Here is a 16443-nt window from a genome sequence, read left to right as displayed (position 1 = left end):
GACGGCGCGCTTGGACTTCTAGGGCTGCGCCCACATCCTGGTCAGATTGGCGATGCTCTTATCGAGCGTCAACGATAGCGCTGGATCGATGTTGTCCGCCGCACGCAGGCTGGCGCGCAGATTGTCGAGGTCGAACAAGAGCTCGCGCTGCGGCCCGTCGGCAATCAGGCTCTCGATCCAACCGACGCAGACATGCCGCGTTCCGGAAGTTACCGGGCGCACTTCGTGAATGCTGGTTGACGGATACAGCACCAACTGGCCCGCTTCGCCAGCAATCTCCTGCGTTGCGCCGGCATTGTGGATCGCCAGCTCGCCGCCTTCATATTGATCGCGCGGGGTCAGAAACAGAGTGAAGGAAAGGTCGCTGCGCATCCGGCCTTCCCCTTTGCCCATCAGCGCATTGTCGATATGTGCGCCGTAATGGCCGCCGTTTTCCGTTTTGCTGACAAGGAAATGCGAGAACCGCCGGGGCCGTGCGCCTGAAAGCAGGATCGGATTGTCGACGATATGCGGCAGCAGCGTCTGGCGCAGCGCTTGGCCGGCCTCATCGCTCATCACGGCTTGCTGATTGACCTTAACCGCGCTGGCGCGTTTGCCCGCTGTGGCTCGCCCGTCTTGCCACGTCAACTTGCCCAGTTGGGTTGTGATGGTGTCCAGAATTTGCTGGTCTGTAATCGCGGATATCGACAGGATCATTGAGAAATTGGCCCGATAGTGTGTTGCACAAGCGCACGGTGTGGCTAGGATTTGAAGCATAGAATTGCGCGAAAGGCGAGACAATGAATTCCAAGCTGAAATTGTGGACTGGATTGGGCGTGGCGACCGCGCTGATGGGCAGCGGGCTGGCAGGATGCGCTGGAGAAGGCGGCGAGGGCGGTGAAGGCGGCGAAGCTGCACAAACCGGCGAAGCTGGTATGGGCGAAGAGGCTGGAGAAGGCGGCGAAGCGGCTGGCGGTGAAGGCGAGGGCGGCGAAGCGGGCGCAGATGTCGGCGCGCTGGAACTGCCCAATCGCCTCGCTTTTATGTCTGGCCATGTCGCAGCGGGTCTTGCTCTCTACCGGGCTGGCGATGCTGAGGCTGCGGCCCCGCATTTGCTCCACCCGGTTTCCGAAACCCACGCCTCTGAGCGCGCTGGTCTAGAGGAGCTGGGGTTTGATCCGGCACCATTCGAAGCGGTGTCAGCCGCGCTTGAAACGGGCAAGCCTGCAGGGGAGATTGAGCCGCAATTGGCGGCGGCTGAGGCGAACCTGCGCGAAGTGCGCGGCAAGGCCGGCGGCGATGAGGTGGAGATCATTCGCTTCCTGATGGACACGGCGGTTGCGGAATACAGCGTTGCTGTGTCTGACGGGAAAGTCACCGATCCCGCTGAGTATCAAGACGCTTGGGGCTTTACCCGCGTGGCCTGGCAAATGGCGGCAGATTTGGACACGCCGCGCGCCGAGGATGTGCGCACGCAGCTCACCGCTATGCTTGCGCTGTGGCCAGAGGAAGGGCCGATCCCGCCCGCTGATCCGGCGCCAGCAGGGCAGGTCTCTGCACTTGCATCAAAGGTCGCATTGGCGCTGCCTCAACCTACCTCCTAGAGCGACTGGCCGGGGGATCGTCCCAAGGCTGACTTTCAGGAGTGAACGCTAAACTCACTTGAAGAGCGCTGACCAAACCGCCAAATGCGCCGCGAAGACATATCCGGCGCATCGTGCGCCAAGGCCGCGCCTCCTGGCGACTGGCCGTTATAATTGATTTATCGAGGCCCTAATTGACCGAGCTCACTTTAGATCGCGATCAGTTCACCGAAAGCGGCGCGCTTTCCGTTGAGACCGTCACCTACGTCCATCACTGGACGGATAGCCTGTTCACTTTGCGGATCACGCGGCCTGCTGCGTTCCGTTTTCGGTCAGGCGAATTTATCATGATCGGCCTGCCGGGCGACAATGGCAAACCGCTGCTGCGCGCCTATTCGATGGCGAGCCCGAGCTATGAGGAAGAGATCGAATTTCTCTCGATCAAAGTGCAAGACGGCCCGCTGACCTCGCGGCTTCAGCACATCAAGGTTGGCGATCCGATTTACCTTGGCAAGAAGCCAACTGGCACGCTGGTGACTGACGCTCTGCTGCCCGGCAAGCGGCTGTTCATGCTGTCGACCGGCACAGGCCTTGCGCCATTTATGAGCCTCGCCCGTGATCCAGAGATCTACAATCTCTATGATGAGATTTTCATCGTTCATTCGGTGCGGCAAGTGAACGAACTAGCGTACCGCGAATTGCTGGAAAGCCAGCTTGAAGGCGATCCGTTGCTTGAAGACGAAGACCGCAAACGCTTCCACTACATTCCAACGGTGACCCGTGAGGATTTCCACACGACGGGACGGATCGGAACTCTGATCGACAGCGGTAAATTGTTCGAAAAGAGCAATGGACCTAAGCACTTCGTGCCGGAGGAAGACCGCGTGATGCTATGTGGTAGTATGGCGATGATTAAGGACCATGCGGCTGATCTGGAAGAGCGCGGCTTTACCGAAGGCAGCAATTCACAGCCGAACCAGTTTGTGATCGAACGCGCATTTGTCGGCTAATTGGTGGCCTCGCGCCGCATAATCACGTCTGCTGATCAGTCGGCAAGTAGACTGCGATACTGACCGCCGTAGTAGAGCAGCGGGTCATGCTCCGGCGTGAAGCGCACGCGCGTGATCTCCCCAATCAGGATTAGGTGATCGCCGCCATCATGCACGGCGTGCTTGCGGCATTCAAAGTTCGCCAGCGCATCGTGGATGATCGGCACCCCGTGCTCGCAAGTATCAAAGGCGATCTCGGAAAAGCGATCCGTTCCTTTGGTCGCGAACAGGGTGGAGATGTGCCGCTGATCCGCCCGCAGGACATTGATGGCGAAATGATCGCTTGCCTCTAGCGCGCTGGTGGTTGACGCGCTGCGCGCCGGGCAAACCAGCAGCAATGGCGGATCAAGGCTGACCGAGGTGAAGCTGTTGGCGGTGAGCCCCACGGGCTCTCCATTATCTCCCAGCGACGTGACCACAGTGACGCCGGTTGCAAACGTGCCAAGCGCATCGCGCAAGATGCGCGGATCAGAGCCAGAGCGATATTCGGTGTGGGAGGGCGATTTCATGTGTCAGCGCATGTGCGTCTGCCCCACTCATTTTGCAAGCGCGCACTGGCATTCGTGCGAATTTCGCAAGGCAATTTTTGCCGCACGGCCTTTACAAAACCCGTGCGTGCGGCATGAATTGCAACTAGAAACTTAAATGACAATCGGGAAGAAAAACTCCAATGCTCAACGTCGCCCACCGCACCGCCTATAACGAAGATCACGAGGCGTTTCGCGATACGGTTCGCAAGGTGTTTGCTGAGCATATGGAGCCTCACCTTGACCAACACGAGGAAGAGGGCGTTGTCCCTCGCTCTGCCTGGAAGGCGTTGGGGGAGGCGGGTCTGCTGTGCCCAACCATTGCAGAGGAGCATGGTGGGCTGGGCCTCGATTTCGGGTTCAACTGCGTGCTCGCCGAAGAGCTTAGCTATATGGGCTCGTCCGCCGGGTTCACGCTGCAAAACGACATCACGGTCAATTATTTTGAGCGGCTGGGGAGCGATGAGCAAAAGGCGAAATACCTCCCCGGAATGATCTCTGGCGATGTCATCACTGCCATTGCCATGACCGAGCCAGGCGCGGGCAGCGACCTTCAAGGGATCAAGACCACCGCGGTTGAGGATGGCAATCACTTGGTCATTAATGGCTCCAAGACCTATATCACCAACGGACAGAACGCCGATGTTGTGATCGTGGTGGCCAAGACGGACCCGAGTGCCGGCGCTAGAGGAACCTCGCTGATCCTTGTCGATGCAGACACGCCGGGCTTTGAGCGTGGGCGCAATCTCGACAAGATCGGGCAGCATTCCGCCGACACGTCCGAACTGTTCTTCGCCGATGTGCGCGTGCCCAAGACCAACATTTTGGGCGGCGAAAATCGCGGATTTATCCATCTCATGGAAGAGCTGCCGCAAGAGCGCCTTTCTATCGCCGTATCCGCCATGGGCGGCTCGCAGCGCGCATTTGACGAAGCGGTGAACTTCACCAAGGACCGCAAGGCCTTTGGCTCCACCGTGTTCGAGTTTCAGAACACCAAATTCACGCTCGCGGACCTGCAGGCAAAGCTGCAAGTGGGCTGGGCGCATCTTGACTGGGCCATCGCCCGCCATCTGCGCGGTGAACTGACCACGGGAGAGGCCAGCGCCGCAAAGCTTTGGCACACTGAAATGCAATGGGAGATGGTCGATGCCGCGCTGCAACTGCATGGCGGGGCAGGCTATATGAATGAATATCCCATCGCCCGGCTGTGGCGCGACGCGCGCGTGCAGCGCATCTATGGCGGCACGAGCGAGATCATGAAGGAAGTCGTGAGCCGCGAGATTTAAGGAGAGCCCGACTATGACGGACCCACTCAAATTTACTGGCAAACTTGTCCTCGTCATTGGCGGATCAGGCGGGATCGGGAATGGGATTGCGCAGGGCTTTCGAGCACGCGGCGCGGAGGTGCATGTCACCGGAACGCGGCCCGATGCGGGCGATTATCTTGAGGCGGAAGACAGCGATTTTACGGGGCTTACCTATCACCAATTGAACGTGACGGACCGCAAAGCGGTGGACGCTTTGCCTGATGCCATGCTGGAGCCTGATGTGCTGGTTCAGTGTCAGGGTCTGGTGCGCTATGGGCGCGAGGAGTTTATGAGCCATGGCTGGGACGCGGTCGTGGATGTCAATCTCAATTCGATCGCCGATTGCGCGCGCGCTTTTCACTCCGCATTGGCGGACAAAGGCGGTACGATGATCGTGATCTCCTCTGTCGCCGCGTTCAACGCAGTGATCGGAAACCCGGCCTATGCGGCGTCCAAAGCAGGCGCAGCGAGCCTTGTGAAAACGCTTGGCGCGGCGTGGGCGCGCGATGGCATCCGGGTAAACGGGATCGCGCCCGGCCTAGTCCCGACCAAGATGACGTCGGTCATGACCGACCACCCTGAGCGATTGGAAGCCATGGTCAGCGGTATTCCCATGCGGCGAACGGGCACGCCAGAGGATATGGCGGGCGCAGCGCTGTTTCTCGCATCCCCCTTGTCGAGCTACATGACGGGCCAGACTTTGATTGTAGATGGCGGGATGACTTTGACCTGACTTTTTGCGAGTTTATGCGTCTTATCTGCCCCCAATTCTCCAAATGTGACAAGATCGCTGTAGCGGTCAAAAACACGTCATGAATGCGTCATAAGTCGTCGTCATCCCAGCTTCAAAGCGAAGCGGGGTGGTCGTGGACGTCATCAACATTTTTCTGACCAGCGATCTGGCTGAAAACCAGGACGACTTTGTCTATGGTGACCGCCAATTCACCTTTGATCGGCTCTATTCCGATGGCCCGCGCCGCTTGGTCGAAGGGCCAATGTGGGCCTTTGTCGACTGGGTGATGGACGATCTGGCAGGCCTGGAGATGTGCCGCCGATTGCGCGCTGATCCGCGCACGAAAGAGGCGCATGTGACGATGGTGCTTGAACAAGACGATCATGATGATCGCCGCCGCGCCTTAAAGGCCGGGGCGCATGACTACATGGTCGGGCCGATTGACCGCACCAAGGTGCTCGACCGAGTGCTGGCGCTGCAATCGCGCCCCAATGATCGGCACGCGGCCCGCCTGTTCGAGGTCGGCGATCTCTCGATTGATATGGCGGCCTTGCAGGCGCGCTGGGATGGGGAAGTCATCTCCCTGCGCCCCAATGAATTTCGCCTGCTGCGCTTTCTGGCGGAAAACCCCAACCGGGTGCTCACCCGTGATGATTTGATCAACGGGCTGGGCAAGCGCGAGCCGCCCATTGATGAGCGCACAGTCGATGTCTGGATTGGCCGGTTGCGGCGCGCGATTAAGCAGGCTGGCGGCGGCAATCCGCTGCGCACGGTGCGCTCGCGCGGATATGTCTTCGATCTGCCCTGATCGCCTAGTTTCCCTGCAAAGCCTGAAAAAAGGCCGCTCTGGTTTTCCAAAGCGGCCTTTAAAGTGTCTGAGCGATCCTGGGAGAGGTGGTGCGCTTAGCGCTTAGAATTCGGTCTTGATACCGATGGAGAACGAGGTGCCGACATCATAGCTGTTGATGTCGATCCGGTTGTTAGAGTTCTCCTGAAACTCCAGATTGTCGCGGCCAAAGATGTTGCGCACCTCCAGCTCCAGCTCGAACGGCTGGCCAAACATGCCCACCTCAGAGCGCGCAACGATATCGACGGTCAGGCCAGGATCCTCGACGATATCAGGGCGCTGGAACCCGCGTGTCGTCACCCGCTCGCTCGCATAGTTGAACAGCACGGTGAACTGCTGAACCTTCTCTGTGTCCTCAATCCCGATAGAGAAGTTGGCGATGTGATCCGATTGTCCAACCAGCGGATCACCATCATCAAACAGGAGCGACGCGTTGGTTTCGCCGCCCGGAGGCACAAAGGTCACATCGCTCGGGTCGACCGAGATTTGCGACTGGGTGTAGGTGTAGTTTGCAAGAAACAGCAGCTGTTTGGTTTCAAAGAAGCTGCCGCCCCAATTGTAGAGGTCGATACCGTAGACCAGATCGATCTCTGCGCCGTAAAGCTCGGCCTTCGGCGCATTGGCAAAGCTGGTCACCAAGTCGCCAGCGGTTGAGAAAATGAAGGCCTCGATGGGGTTGTCGATTTCCTTATAGAAGCCCGCGATGCTGACCCGGTCAGAGCCGCTGATGTAATATTCGGCGCGCGCCTCAAGGTTGAACAGCTCGCTATCGGTTAGGAAGGGGTTGCCGCGAAATTCGCGGTTTGATTCCGGATCGAAATAGGTCTGCTCCACGAGTTCGCGGAACTGGGGGCGGGCAATCGTCTTGGACGCCGCGAGGCGCAGCTGTAGATCCTCGACCGGCTCCCATGTGATCGTCGTGCCCGGTAGGAAGTAATCCTCCGCGAGATTGGTTGGAGTCGCGCCGACAATAGGCGTGGTGAAGATCGTCTGATCAAGCGCGACGGTTTGCGTCGCATCTTCATAACGAACGCCAAATTCCATCGTGAACGTGTCGGTCGGCAGGTAGCGGACGATGCCGTATCCGGCCTGCGTTTCGAGCGCCGCGTCAAAGACGGGAAACGGGCTCGTCTCGTCGAGACGGACGTTGAAGCCCGCGAGCGTCGCTCCGTTAATGAGGTCACCCGGACGGCGCAATCCAAGGATCGGGACCAGGCTGTCATCCAGCACATCGCCTTCGATCAGTGGGCTGAATTCCCGACTGGAGGAGCGGCGATCGGTGTCGCTGTAGGCATATCCTGCCGTCAGCTCGAGCGTATCGGTGACTTCGTAAGAGACGTCGATACTGCCAAACAGCAGTTCTTCCTGCAGATCGTCAAAGGCGATGGTCGTCAGGCCCGTGTCGGAGAGACGATTGAGATAAGCCACGAAAAACTCGCCAAGCGGATCCTCGGCAAAATTCGTGCGGGTGTAGCGGACATTGGCGTTGAACGGCGCTTCGCGGTCGGTCCGGGCATAGCCAGCGCGCACGTCAAAGTCGAAGCGGTCAAAATCAAACTCGCCGACAAATTGCGTGTCGATCAGCTGCCGCTCAAACCAGGCGGTTTGCTGATTGGCAAAGTCAAACCCGGTTTCGCCGAAAATGAAGTTTGTGCCTTGCTCAAGTCGCGCCGTTTTTAGCGTGTCGCGGATATAAAGGTTGGTCCAGCGCAAGGTGTGCGGGCCGAGGTCGAGGCCAAAGCTGAGCAGGCCGTTCACCAGCACATTGTTGTCGGTGATGAAGGTCGTGAAGTCTTCGGTCACCGTTGCCAGATCAGGCGTTGCAAACTGGCTGCGCACATTGCGATTGCGCCAATTGTTTTTGATCGATGCGGTGGCGATAATGCCGAGGTAATTGTCGCCCCCCAGTTCAATCGAGGTGCCGCCGGTTATCGATGCGGAAAAGTTCGCTGGCAGAGTGTCATTGCGCTGCAAGGTGACGAGATTGGTCGGCAGGATTTGCCCAGCGACCCCTTCTTGCACCTCAATCGAGGTGTCTTCGATCCGGTCACCGCTGGCAAAGAAAGCGGCAAGATTGGATGGGATATCGCGGTTCCCATTGTCGAAGCCGAACGGGTCGAGATCAGAGCCAAAATAGGTCAGCCCATCCTGAAAAGTGGTCTCAGTGTCACCGCCCGTGCTGAAGCTGAAGCTGAGGAAGTCTTCCGCCGGCACGGCGCGCGTGGTGAGGTTGATGACACCGCCGCCAAATTCGCCGGGGAAGTTCGCCGAGTAGGTTTTCTGCACTAGCGAGGAAGCGACCACGCTGGTCGGAAAGATATCAAGCGGGACAACCCGGCTGAGCGGTTCCGGGCTCGGCAGCGGCAGGCCATTGAGCAGCGCGAGCGAATAGCGATCGCCCAGACCGCGCACAAACACGCGGCCATCGCCGACCAGCGACAGGCCGGTAACTCGGCCTAAAGCGCCAGCAATATCGCTCTCGCCAGTGCGGGCGATGTCTTCTTCTGACAATACGCTCAGCACTTGGGTTGAGGCGCGCTGCGGATCGCGGTTGCGGCGGCCGGTGACGATAATCCCGCCGCCTGGTACGGAGACGTCCGGCTGCTGTTCTTGCGCCGCTTGATCTTCTTCGCTCTCGACTGGTACGTCAGCCGCTCGTTCGGTTGCCGTAGGCTGCTCAGCCTCCTGCGCAGCGGCGAAGGCTGGAAACGTCAGCGCGGTGGTGAAGAGCAGCGTGCCGGCGAGGCGCTTGCCAATTGGCATGATATTAGACCCCCTCATGAAATCAGGTCTGAAACTGTGATGAGCCGGCAGTTCGGCTCGTAGATTGTGAGAAGGGAGGCGCCGGAGATCTTGGCCAGATCACAGCGCCTCCCCCTTCGCATTTTGGGCGTTCGATCAGTAAACCGGCAGCGAGGTGCAAGACCCGGTGGTGCTGCCGAAATCGAGCGTGCCGGAATTGCAGGTCCAATTGCCGAAGCGCGTGTCCGCCGCATCTGGAACCGCGCCGACAAAGGTCTCTGCGGTGAAGAAGCTGGAGAGGGCGGTCGGATCGAACGCGGCCACGCCGGTTTCATTGGCGCCGTTGACGATACCGGTCAGCGAGATGGTGAAGGCGACATTGTTGTTCGTGCCGCCATCGACCAGCGCCTGAACCTCAGCGTCAGTCACGCCAGCATCGCCGCGAACAGGGCGCGTCGCATCGCAATCGCCGACCACCGAGTTAAAGCTTGGCGGGACATCGCGGGTGAAGGTCTCATCGATGCGCAGGCAAGTTTCGTCATTGGTGTCGATCACGCCATTGGCGAGATTGAGCGCCGCGCCGCCGCGTGCACGGATCGCTTGCGAGTTGGAGCCAGAGCGTTCGAGGAACGTGAAGTTCGCCACTTGCAATACGGTGCGTGGGCGGGCGTTGACGGAGAAGTCCGCATCAGGCGAGTCGAGCTCGATGAGGCTGTCCCCGCCAGAGGTGCGCTGAGCCACGACCACGAACTGAAGATTGGCCTGAGCGCCAGTATCGACGTCGATCGAGTCGTCATCCGCGCCGACAGCCACAACGTTGCTCATGTTCACCGAGCCGCCGAAGAATTCCATGCCATCGTCCGAGCTGTTGAACGACATGAAGTTGGCGAGCGTCGTGCCGCTGCCGATGCCGCCCGTGGTAAGCGATTGCAGCTCATCACCCGGCGCCAGACTGAAGCCGGAGAAGCGGATCTGATTGTAGTTCATCTCACCCGAACTGTCGGCACTGTCGCCGCCGCCAAAGTTGGTGGCCACCGTGGTGCCTTCGAGCGATTGCTCGCAGGTCGGATTGGCGTTGGGGTTGGCATCGGTGTTGAACACGCCGGTTGCGCAGTCAGAGACTGGCGCGCGGCCGAGCAGAACAATGCCGCCCCACTGACCGGTGGAATTATCATCGCTAAGGCCGAGCACATTGTCGCGGCTGGTCCAGACAATTGGACGGTCAGCCGTACCAACAGAGTTCAATGCGTTGCCGCGATTGACGACGAGGAACGAACGGCCGGTTGAGCCGAAGACGATAACGCCATCATCAACCGTGAGCGTTACGTCGGTGCCAGTGCTCGAGAAGCCTTGGTCGGTGCCGACATCGACGCGTCCGGGCAGGGCATACAGCAGGCCGTCCACGAATGGCAGCGTGTCATTGGCATCGATCAGAGCTGGAAGCTCACACACGCGGTATTCGCCGGTTGGACCGGTGATCGTACCGGCATCGGTAAGACCGCCAGTTGAATTGATTGTAGGGCAACCAGCAGCCGGTGTGACCGTTCCGCCGGTTGGCGGTGTGGTGGTGGGTGTCGCGGTTGGCGTGGGGTTGTTAATAATAATGTCCCCCGAGGTGCCGGGGGAGACAATTTCATCGCCGCCGCAGGCAGCTAATGCAGCGAGGCTGCAACCAAGAACGAGAGTACGAGACATGTTTTTCACAGCGAGCGGTCCCCTTAAAAACCGAAGAATCGATAGAGCGCGATTATCGCGTTCGGGGAGTCCGCTAGGCAGCGAGCATGACGGAATTGCGTCGAATATGACGGTTCGGTTTCTTTGACCGAACTATGACAAAAGAAAGATATTTATGTCCGTTTTGTCAGATTTTGCATCACGTCAAAGTGAGAAAGAACAGAAAAAAATATTATTTAAAAACAGATCAAAAGAGAATCTCGTTACAGAAAAATGACAATATGACATTTTTATTGCAGTTTGCGGTTTGGCGGCGCATCTTCTGATTATTCAAGAAGGAGAGAGCCGTGTTCATCACTTCAGCATTGGTAGCTGCGTCTTTGACAGCAAGTCCTGTCACATCTGAGGTCATTGCAAGGCAGGCCGAGCCTGATTTGCAAGCCGCGCATTTGGTCGCCGGCCGCAATGCTGATGCGATTGCTGAACTGGAGGCGGTTCGCGCTCATGATCCCGCGCAGCTTATCAATCTTGGCATTGCCTATGCGCGGCAAGGGGATGAGGAGCGGGCGCGCGCTTTGTTCAAGGCCGCTGCAGCCAGCGATGATCGCATTGAAATCGACACAGCGAACGGCACAGAAACCGACTCGCGCCGGCTTGCGCGCAAAGCGCTGCGCATGCTCGACAATGACGAATTCGCCCCCGTGCGGAGCGAGCGTTTCGCCAATCGCGTCTCTTTGAAAGAGTGACCAACTTGGGCGGCCTTGTCGTCTAGGCCGTAATTCCAACACTTCATCGCACAAAACGACGCAATTGGGCGGGTTCGACAGGCCCCACGATTGCTTTCCTGTTTGCAACCAGTCCAATCTATCGCTTAATCATAGGCGTTAACTTTAATTGCTACGCAATACTTTGCCTTGATAAGGCTATGAACTGCGTAAATGTCACTTGCTTGTCATGTACCATGAGCAAGGGGGCGTGATTGGAGGGTTTTGGATGATTCTCGCTCGTTTGGGCATGGCCGGCGCTGTTGCTGCGTTTGCTCTTACAACTGCACCCGCTCAGGCGGATGTGCTGCAAATCGATGCTGACGGTGCCCGCTGGATCACCGGGGCGCGGTCGGTGGCGATCACCCAAAATCCTGAATTTTCTGTCTCCAGCGATGCTATTGATCTCGACGCTATGATCGTGCCGGACAGCATTATTGCCGATCCATCGCGTCATGCCTTGGGTGTGCCGGCGATGTATGCCGACACCATTCAGAGCCTGTCTGTGCGGTTCGATCTCAGCCCATCGCTGCTTGAGGCGCTGGTTTGGCAGGAAAGCCGCTGGCGCCCCAATGCTGTGTCGCATGCGGGGGCGCGGGGGCTTGCGCAATTGATGCCGGGCACCGCCGAATATCTCGGCGTAGACCCCGATGATCCGTTCCAGAACTTAGAGGGAGGGGCGCGCTATCTGCGCGAGCAGCTCGACCGTTTTGACGGAGATCTCGAAAAAGCACTGGCCGCCTATAACGCTGGACCCGGACGGGTCGAGCGCGCTGGCGGCGTTCCGAATATTCGCGAGACGAAACTCTATGTCGCGGCCATCATGGGCCGGCTGGCGTCGCACTCGCGCGCCGATACGCAACCTTTTTAACCATGATGTCGTAAACACGGCATCTAAGGACAAAGCAGAACACGAATGGGAACATCAATGTCGTCACTTTTTTGCATGCCAGCCATGATGATGGCCCGGATTGTGGCCTTTATCGCCCTGATGATGGCGCCTGTTGCTGCGCATGCTCAGCAGGTTGCTGATCCGCAGGGTTCCGGCCCGATTGTTGCGGCGCTCGGCTGGTTACAAGGCACGCTGCTGGGCAATGTCGCCACTGCAGTTGCGGTGATGGCTGTCGCAGCGGTCGGCTTCATGATGCTGACCGGCCGGATGAATTGGCGCTTTGGCGCGACCGTGATCATCGGCGTGTTCATCCTGTTTGGCGCATCGACCATTGTCGCTGGCATCCAAAGCGCGGCGGCCTGAGGCGAGCATATGACCAATCTCATTCGCCATCCGGTTCACCGCGCTCTTACCCGCCCGCAAATGTTTGCCGGCGTGACGATGAACTTTTTCATCATCAATCTGATGGTGACGACGATTGCGTTTTTGATCCTCAAAAACTGGTGGATCATGATCGTGCCGGTGGTCGTGCACGTGATCGGCTATTTTTCTTCGCTTCGCGAACCGCGCATTTTCGACCTTTGGATCACCAAGGTTTCGAAATGTCCGCGGGTCAAGAATTACAAGCGGTGGGGCTGTAACAGCTACGCGGCTTAAGGCCTGATAAGGAGGGCCTGCTATGGTGAAATGGATTGGACCGGCAAGCTGGAGCGCCAAAGAGGCGCTGGCTGGCGATCGCCTGCCCTATGCGCGGCTGATCGATGAGAGCACCGTGCTGTTGCGCGATGGATCGGTGATGACCGCGATCCAAGTGCCTGGCCTGCTGTTTGAGACCGAGGATTCCGACGCGCTTAACGCCCATGCGGCGACGCGCGAGGTGATGCTGCGCTCGACCTTGGATGCGCGCTTTGCGCTGTACCACCACGTCATTCGCCGTCAGGTTGAGGTTGATCTGGATGCGCAGTTTGCCGATCCATTGTCGCGCCATATTGACCAGCGCTGGAAAGAGCGGCTGGCGGGCGGTTCGCTGTTTATCAACGACCAGTTTATCACGCTGATCCGCCGCCCTGCGCGCGGCAAAGCTGGCCTTGCAGAGCGGTTTTCGCGCATGTGGAGCCGCACTGGCCAAAGCGAGCTGGAAGCCGATATCAAAGATGTGCGCAGCCTGAAATCGGCCGCCACTGGATTGGTCGCATCGCTTTCCGCTTACGGCGCGAGTGTGCTGGCCGACTATTCCGTGCCCGGCAGCGACGGCACCAATTCAGAAATGCTGGAGCTGCTCTCTGCGCTCTACAATGGCGAGATGCGCCCCGTGCGCCGCCCGGATGAAGACACTGATATTGGCCATATGCTGCCCTATCGCCGCGCCAGCTTTGGTCTGGATGCGATGGAGCAACGCGGCTCTGGCCAGCCGGATTTCTCTGCGATCCTAGGACTGAAAGATTATCCCGAGGCGACATCGCCCGGTCTACTCGATGGCTTGCTGCGCCTGCCATACGAGATGATCGTGACCGAGAGCTATGCGCCCAATGAACGCACGACCGCGAGGGAGCGGATTGATCTGGCGCTGCGGCGTCTGCGCTCGGTTGACGAAGAAGCGGCGGCAGAGCGCAATGATATGCTCGCGGCGCGCGATGCGCTGGGCAATGGCGCGGTCGGCTTTGGCGATCACCACCTCACTGTGCTGGTGCGGGAACGCAGCCTTGACCGCCTGGACGACGCCACGGCGGCCTGCGCGGCAGCACTGGCGGACACCGGCGCGATTGCGGTACGCGAAGACACCAATCTTGAGCCTGCGTTCTGGGCGCAATTCCCGGGCAACGAGGAATATATCGTCCGGCGCGCGCTCATTTCCTCGGCCAATATGGCAAGCTTTGGCAGCTTCCACGGCTTTGCCTTGGGCCAGGCCAGCGGCAATCACTGGGGCGATGCGGTCACTCTGCTGGAGACAACCAGTGCGACCCCGTTCTTCTTCAATTTTCACCACGGTGATCTTGGCAATTTCTCGGTCATCGGGCCATCGGGCTCAGGCAAAACTGTGGTGATGAACTTCCTCGCTGCGCAAGCGCAAAAGTTCAGTCCCCGCACGATCCTGTTCGACAAGGATCGCGGCGCGGAACTGTTCGTGCGCGGGATTGGTGGGCGCTATGACCGGATCAGCGCGGGCGAGCCGACCGGGTTTAACCCGTTGTCCTTGCCGGACACGCCGACCAATAAGGCATTCCTGCGCGATTGGCTGGCGGTGCTGCTTGACGCAGATGGTCCAGAGGAATTTGCAACTATCAGCGCGGCTGTCGATGCGGCCTATGCCAATGATGCGGGCCTGCGCCGTCTGCGCCACTTTAAGGAGCTGCTGGCCGGTGCAAAGCGCCCAGAGCCTGGCGATCTCGCTGACCGTCTGTCGGCATGGATAGGCTCCAACGATGCGGCCAAAGATGCCGAGGGCGGCGAGCACGCTTGGCTGTTTGACAATGAGCAGGACAAGCTCGATCTCGACCAGCGCGTGCTCGGATTTGATATGACAGCGCTGCTGGAAAATCCGCGCCTGCGCACGCCGACCATGATGTATTTGTTCCACCGCGTCGACGAACGGCTCGATGGTCAACCGACCATGATCCTGATCGATGAGGGATGGAAAGCGCTCGATGACGAAGTGTTCGCCGCGCGCATTCGCGACTGGCTGAAGACTTTGCGTAAGCGCAATGCTCTGGTCGGATTTGCCACACAGTCCGCCGCTGATGCGCTGGAAAGCCGCATTTCGACCGCTTTGGTCGAGCAGACCGCGACTATGGTGTTTATGCCAAACAGCAGAGCGCGCGCTGAGGATTATTGCGAGGGCTTTGGCCTGACCGAGCATGAGCTGGCGCTGATCCGCACATTGCCAGCACATTCGCGCTGTTTCCTTGTGCGCCAACCTGACGCGAGCGTGGTTGTGCGGCTTGATCTGTCAGGCGCGCCTGAGGTGCTGACCGTTCTTTCTGGCCGCGAAAGCTCCGTGCGCAGGGTCGACCTGCTGCGCGAGGCGGTCGGCGATAAGCCAGAGGATTGGTACCCGGCACTCACCAATCATGCCTGGCCGGATGGGCCGAGCCTCGATTCCGATGACGCACAAGCCATGCGATTGGCGGCCGAATGACGGTAAATTGCGACACTGTTGCCGAGAATATGGGCACTGGAGTAGCCGCCGCTTTAACGGCGGTGGACTGCATCGCCAGTGAAGTGACGGGCGATGCCTTTGGGCGCCTGTTTGCCTCAGGCGGGTCGCTGGCGACGGTGCTGACGATCCTGCTCACGCTCTATGTCGCATTCTTCGGGATCAGCTTGCTGCTTGGGCGGTCCAACCTTAGCATTCGCGCGCTAACTCCGCGCATCCTTACCATTGGCCTGGTGCTGACCTTTGTGACCAGCTGGGTCGCCTATCAAAGCGTGGTTTGGAACATTGCGGTGGGCGGGCCGGACTGGCTGGCGGGTATTCTGACCGACAGCGATGGCTCCGCGACGCAGACCTTCGCAACCAAGCTCGATATCGTGTTCCTGGCCGTGCAAGACGCGAGCACGGGTGAGGTTGATATCAGCGCATTCTCGCCGCCCGGCATGATGTGGCTCGGCGCTATGCTGCTGCTGCTTGGCACGGTCGGTCTGCTTGTGACTGCGCGCATTGGCCTCGCGCTGCTTGTGGCGCTGGGGCCGATCTTCGTGGTGATGGCGCTGTTCAATGGCACGCGAGGGCTGTTTGTAGGCTGGCTGAAGGGCGTAGTGATGCTTGCGCTGACCCCGCTGTTCGCGGTGCTGGGCGGATCGATCATGTTGGAGCTTGCCGTGCCGATCCTCGCCGCTTTGGTGGCTGTACCGGGCGAGATTGACCAGCAGGCCGCCATGGCCTTCTTCCTGGTCGGTGCGGTCCATGTGGCGCTGATGATCATGACGATCAAAGTCACCTCGACCATGGTCGCCGGCTGGCAGGTGTTTGGCTTTGCCCAGAATGTCGAGGTCGAGAAGGGCCGCGACATGACAAGCACGCCGCCTCAGCCGCAAGTGACAGTGGCTGACAATCGCACCGCGCAAACCGCGCCTATGGGTGCGACTGGTCAACGCCGGATCGATATGCCGACGATCACAACCATCACCGCCGCCAATGACACGGGCACGGCCGGCGGCGCGGCAGTGCGCGAGACCCGCGTGTTCGCCACCAGTTCAGGCGGAGGCGTGCAGAACGCTCCGCTCAATCCATCCACGTCACGCACACACGGGATAGGCAATCGCTTCCGTCCCGCACATTCGCGTAAACCGGAGACGACAAAATGATCCGCGCGCCGAAATTCCGGCTTCCGCTTGCTGCTCTCGCA

General features: G+C 59.2%; 15 protein-coding genes. 11 read left to right on the top strand and 4 right to left on the bottom strand.

The window, feature by feature from the left end:
• Positions 1-18: 18 nt before the first annotated feature.
• Positions 19-696, bottom strand: a complete 678-nt coding sequence (locus tag AC0V6V_RS04855; protein ID WP_486164309.1) for a Fe2+-dependent dioxygenase — start codon at positions 694-696, stop codon at positions 19-21.
• Positions 697-779: 83 nt separating this feature from the next.
• On the opposite strand from AC0V6V_RS04855, the gene AC0V6V_RS04850 reads away from it, so the two are divergent.
• On the top strand, positions 780-1583 hold the full coding sequence (locus AC0V6V_RS04850) for a hypothetical protein (protein WP_486164308.1): 804 nt from the start codon (positions 780-782) through the stop codon (positions 1581-1583).
• A 173-nt stretch (positions 1584-1756) separates the two neighbouring features.
• On the top strand, positions 1757-2572 hold the full coding sequence (locus AC0V6V_RS04845) for a ferredoxin--NADP reductase (RefSeq protein ID WP_486164307.1): 816 nt from the start codon (positions 1757-1759) through the stop codon (positions 2570-2572).
• 35 nt (positions 2573-2607) lie between these two features.
• On the opposite strand, the gene AC0V6V_RS04840 is transcribed toward AC0V6V_RS04845, so the two are convergent.
• On the bottom strand, positions 2608-3120 hold the full coding sequence (locus tag AC0V6V_RS04840; RefSeq protein ID WP_486164306.1) for a flavin reductase family protein: 513 nt from the start codon (positions 3118-3120) through the stop codon (positions 2608-2610).
• Positions 3121-3281: 161 nt separating this feature from the next.
• On the opposite strand from AC0V6V_RS04840, the gene AC0V6V_RS04835 reads away from it, so the two are divergent.
• The 3 genes from AC0V6V_RS04835 to AC0V6V_RS04825 all read left to right on the top strand — a co-directional run bounded on the left by AC0V6V_RS04835 (position 3282) and on the right by AC0V6V_RS04825 (position 5986).
• Positions 3282-4424, top strand: a complete 1143-nt coding sequence (locus AC0V6V_RS04835) for an acyl-CoA dehydrogenase family protein (protein WP_486164305.1) — start codon at positions 3282-3284, stop codon at positions 4422-4424.
• Between the two features lie 13 nt (positions 4425-4437).
• On the top strand, positions 4438-5178 hold the full coding sequence (locus AC0V6V_RS04830) for an SDR family NAD(P)-dependent oxidoreductase (protein ID WP_486164304.1): 741 nt from the start codon (positions 4438-4440) through the stop codon (positions 5176-5178).
• A gap of 133 nt (positions 5179-5311) precedes the next feature.
• A complete protein-coding gene (locus tag AC0V6V_RS04825; RefSeq protein ID WP_486164303.1) occupies positions 5312-5986 on the top strand; it encodes a response regulator transcription factor in 675 nt (224 codons plus the stop codon).
• Between the two features lie 102 nt (positions 5987-6088).
• On the opposite strand, the gene AC0V6V_RS04820 is transcribed toward AC0V6V_RS04825, so the two are convergent.
• Together AC0V6V_RS04820 and AC0V6V_RS04815 are read right to left on the bottom strand one after the other, a co-directional pair.
• Positions 6089-8788: a TonB-dependent receptor domain-containing protein gene (locus tag AC0V6V_RS04820; protein WP_486164302.1), complete on the bottom strand. Its 2700-nt coding sequence runs from the start codon at positions 8786-8788 to the stop codon at positions 6089-6091.
• 135 nt (positions 8789-8923) lie between these two features.
• A complete protein-coding gene (locus tag AC0V6V_RS04815; protein ID WP_486164301.1) occupies positions 8924-10462 on the bottom strand; it encodes a hypothetical protein in 1539 nt (512 codons plus the stop codon).
• 326 nt (positions 10463-10788) lie between these two features.
• Here AC0V6V_RS04815 and AC0V6V_RS04810 point away from each other — a divergent pair, with 326 nt between their 5' ends.
• The 6 genes from AC0V6V_RS04810 to AC0V6V_RS04785 all read left to right on the top strand — a co-directional run bounded on the left by AC0V6V_RS04810 (position 10789) and on the right by AC0V6V_RS04785 (position 16402).
• Positions 10789-11187: a hypothetical protein gene (locus AC0V6V_RS04810; protein WP_486164300.1), complete on the top strand. Its 399-nt coding sequence runs from the start codon at positions 10789-10791 to the stop codon at positions 11185-11187.
• Between the two features lie 247 nt (positions 11188-11434).
• The gene (locus AC0V6V_RS04805; RefSeq protein ID WP_486164299.1) at positions 11435-12076 is read left to right on the top strand and encodes a lytic transglycosylase domain-containing protein; all 642 of its coding nucleotides are present in this window, start codon (positions 11435-11437) and stop codon (positions 12074-12076) included.
• Positions 12077-12163: 87 nt separating this feature from the next.
• Positions 12164-12460, top strand: coding sequence for a TrbC/VirB2 family protein (locus AC0V6V_RS04800; protein WP_486166045.1), 297 nt, complete (start codon positions 12164-12166; stop codon positions 12458-12460).
• A gap of 9 nt (positions 12461-12469) precedes the next feature.
• On the top strand, positions 12470-12754 hold the full coding sequence (locus AC0V6V_RS04795) for a VirB3 family type IV secretion system protein (RefSeq protein WP_486164298.1): 285 nt from the start codon (positions 12470-12472) through the stop codon (positions 12752-12754).
• Between the two features lie 22 nt (positions 12755-12776).
• Entirely contained in the window at positions 12777-15233 is a 2457-nt protein-coding gene (locus tag AC0V6V_RS04790) for a VirB4 family type IV secretion/conjugal transfer ATPase (RefSeq protein ID WP_486164297.1), read from the top strand.
• A complete protein-coding gene (locus AC0V6V_RS04785) occupies positions 15230-16402 on the top strand; it encodes a TrbL/VirB6 family protein (RefSeq protein ID WP_486164296.1) in 1173 nt (390 codons plus the stop codon). The genes AC0V6V_RS04790 and AC0V6V_RS04785 overlap by 4 nt, the downstream gene beginning before the upstream one ends.
• The last annotated feature ends 41 nt before the right edge of the window (positions 16403-16443 follow it).

The organism is Erythrobacter sp. S249, assembly GCF_057364975.1.
This window is presented reverse-complemented; position numbering and strand designations above follow the sequence as displayed.

Bases quoted from the DNA above. Each gene is read 5' to 3' on its own strand.
- AC0V6V_RS04805 (WP_486164299.1), top strand. From the start codon at position 11,435: ATGATTCTCGCTCGTTTGGGCATGGCCGGCGCTGTTGCTGCGTTTGCT.
- AC0V6V_RS04785 (WP_486164296.1), top strand. From the start codon at position 15,230: ATGACGGTAAATTGCGACACTGTTGCCGAGAATATGGGCACTGGAGTA.
- AC0V6V_RS04840 (WP_486164306.1), bottom strand. From the start codon at position 3,120: ATGAAATCGCCCTCCCACACCGAATATCGCTCTGGCTCTGATCCGCGC.
- AC0V6V_RS04795 (WP_486164298.1), top strand. From the start codon at position 12,470: ATGACCAATCTCATTCGCCATCCGGTTCACCGCGCTCTTACCCGCCCG.
- AC0V6V_RS04820 (WP_486164302.1), bottom strand. From the start codon at position 8,788: ATGCCAATTGGCAAGCGCCTCGCCGGCACGCTGCTCTTCACCACCGCG.
- AC0V6V_RS04815 (WP_486164301.1), bottom strand. From the start codon at position 10,462: ATGTCTCGTACTCTCGTTCTTGGTTGCAGCCTCGCTGCATTAGCTGCC.
- AC0V6V_RS04850 (WP_486164308.1), top strand. From the start codon at position 780: ATGAATTCCAAGCTGAAATTGTGGACTGGATTGGGCGTGGCGACCGCG.
- AC0V6V_RS04800 (WP_486166045.1), top strand. From the start codon at position 12,164: ATGATGGCCCGGATTGTGGCCTTTATCGCCCTGATGATGGCGCCTGTT.
- AC0V6V_RS04790 (WP_486164297.1), top strand. From the start codon at position 12,777: ATGGTGAAATGGATTGGACCGGCAAGCTGGAGCGCCAAAGAGGCGCTG.
- AC0V6V_RS04835 (WP_486164305.1), top strand. From the start codon at position 3,282: ATGCTCAACGTCGCCCACCGCACCGCCTATAACGAAGATCACGAGGCG.
- AC0V6V_RS04855 (WP_486164309.1), bottom strand. From the start codon at position 696: ATGATCCTGTCGATATCCGCGATTACAGACCAGCAAATTCTGGACACC.
- AC0V6V_RS04830 (WP_486164304.1), top strand. From the start codon at position 4,438: ATGACGGACCCACTCAAATTTACTGGCAAACTTGTCCTCGTCATTGGC.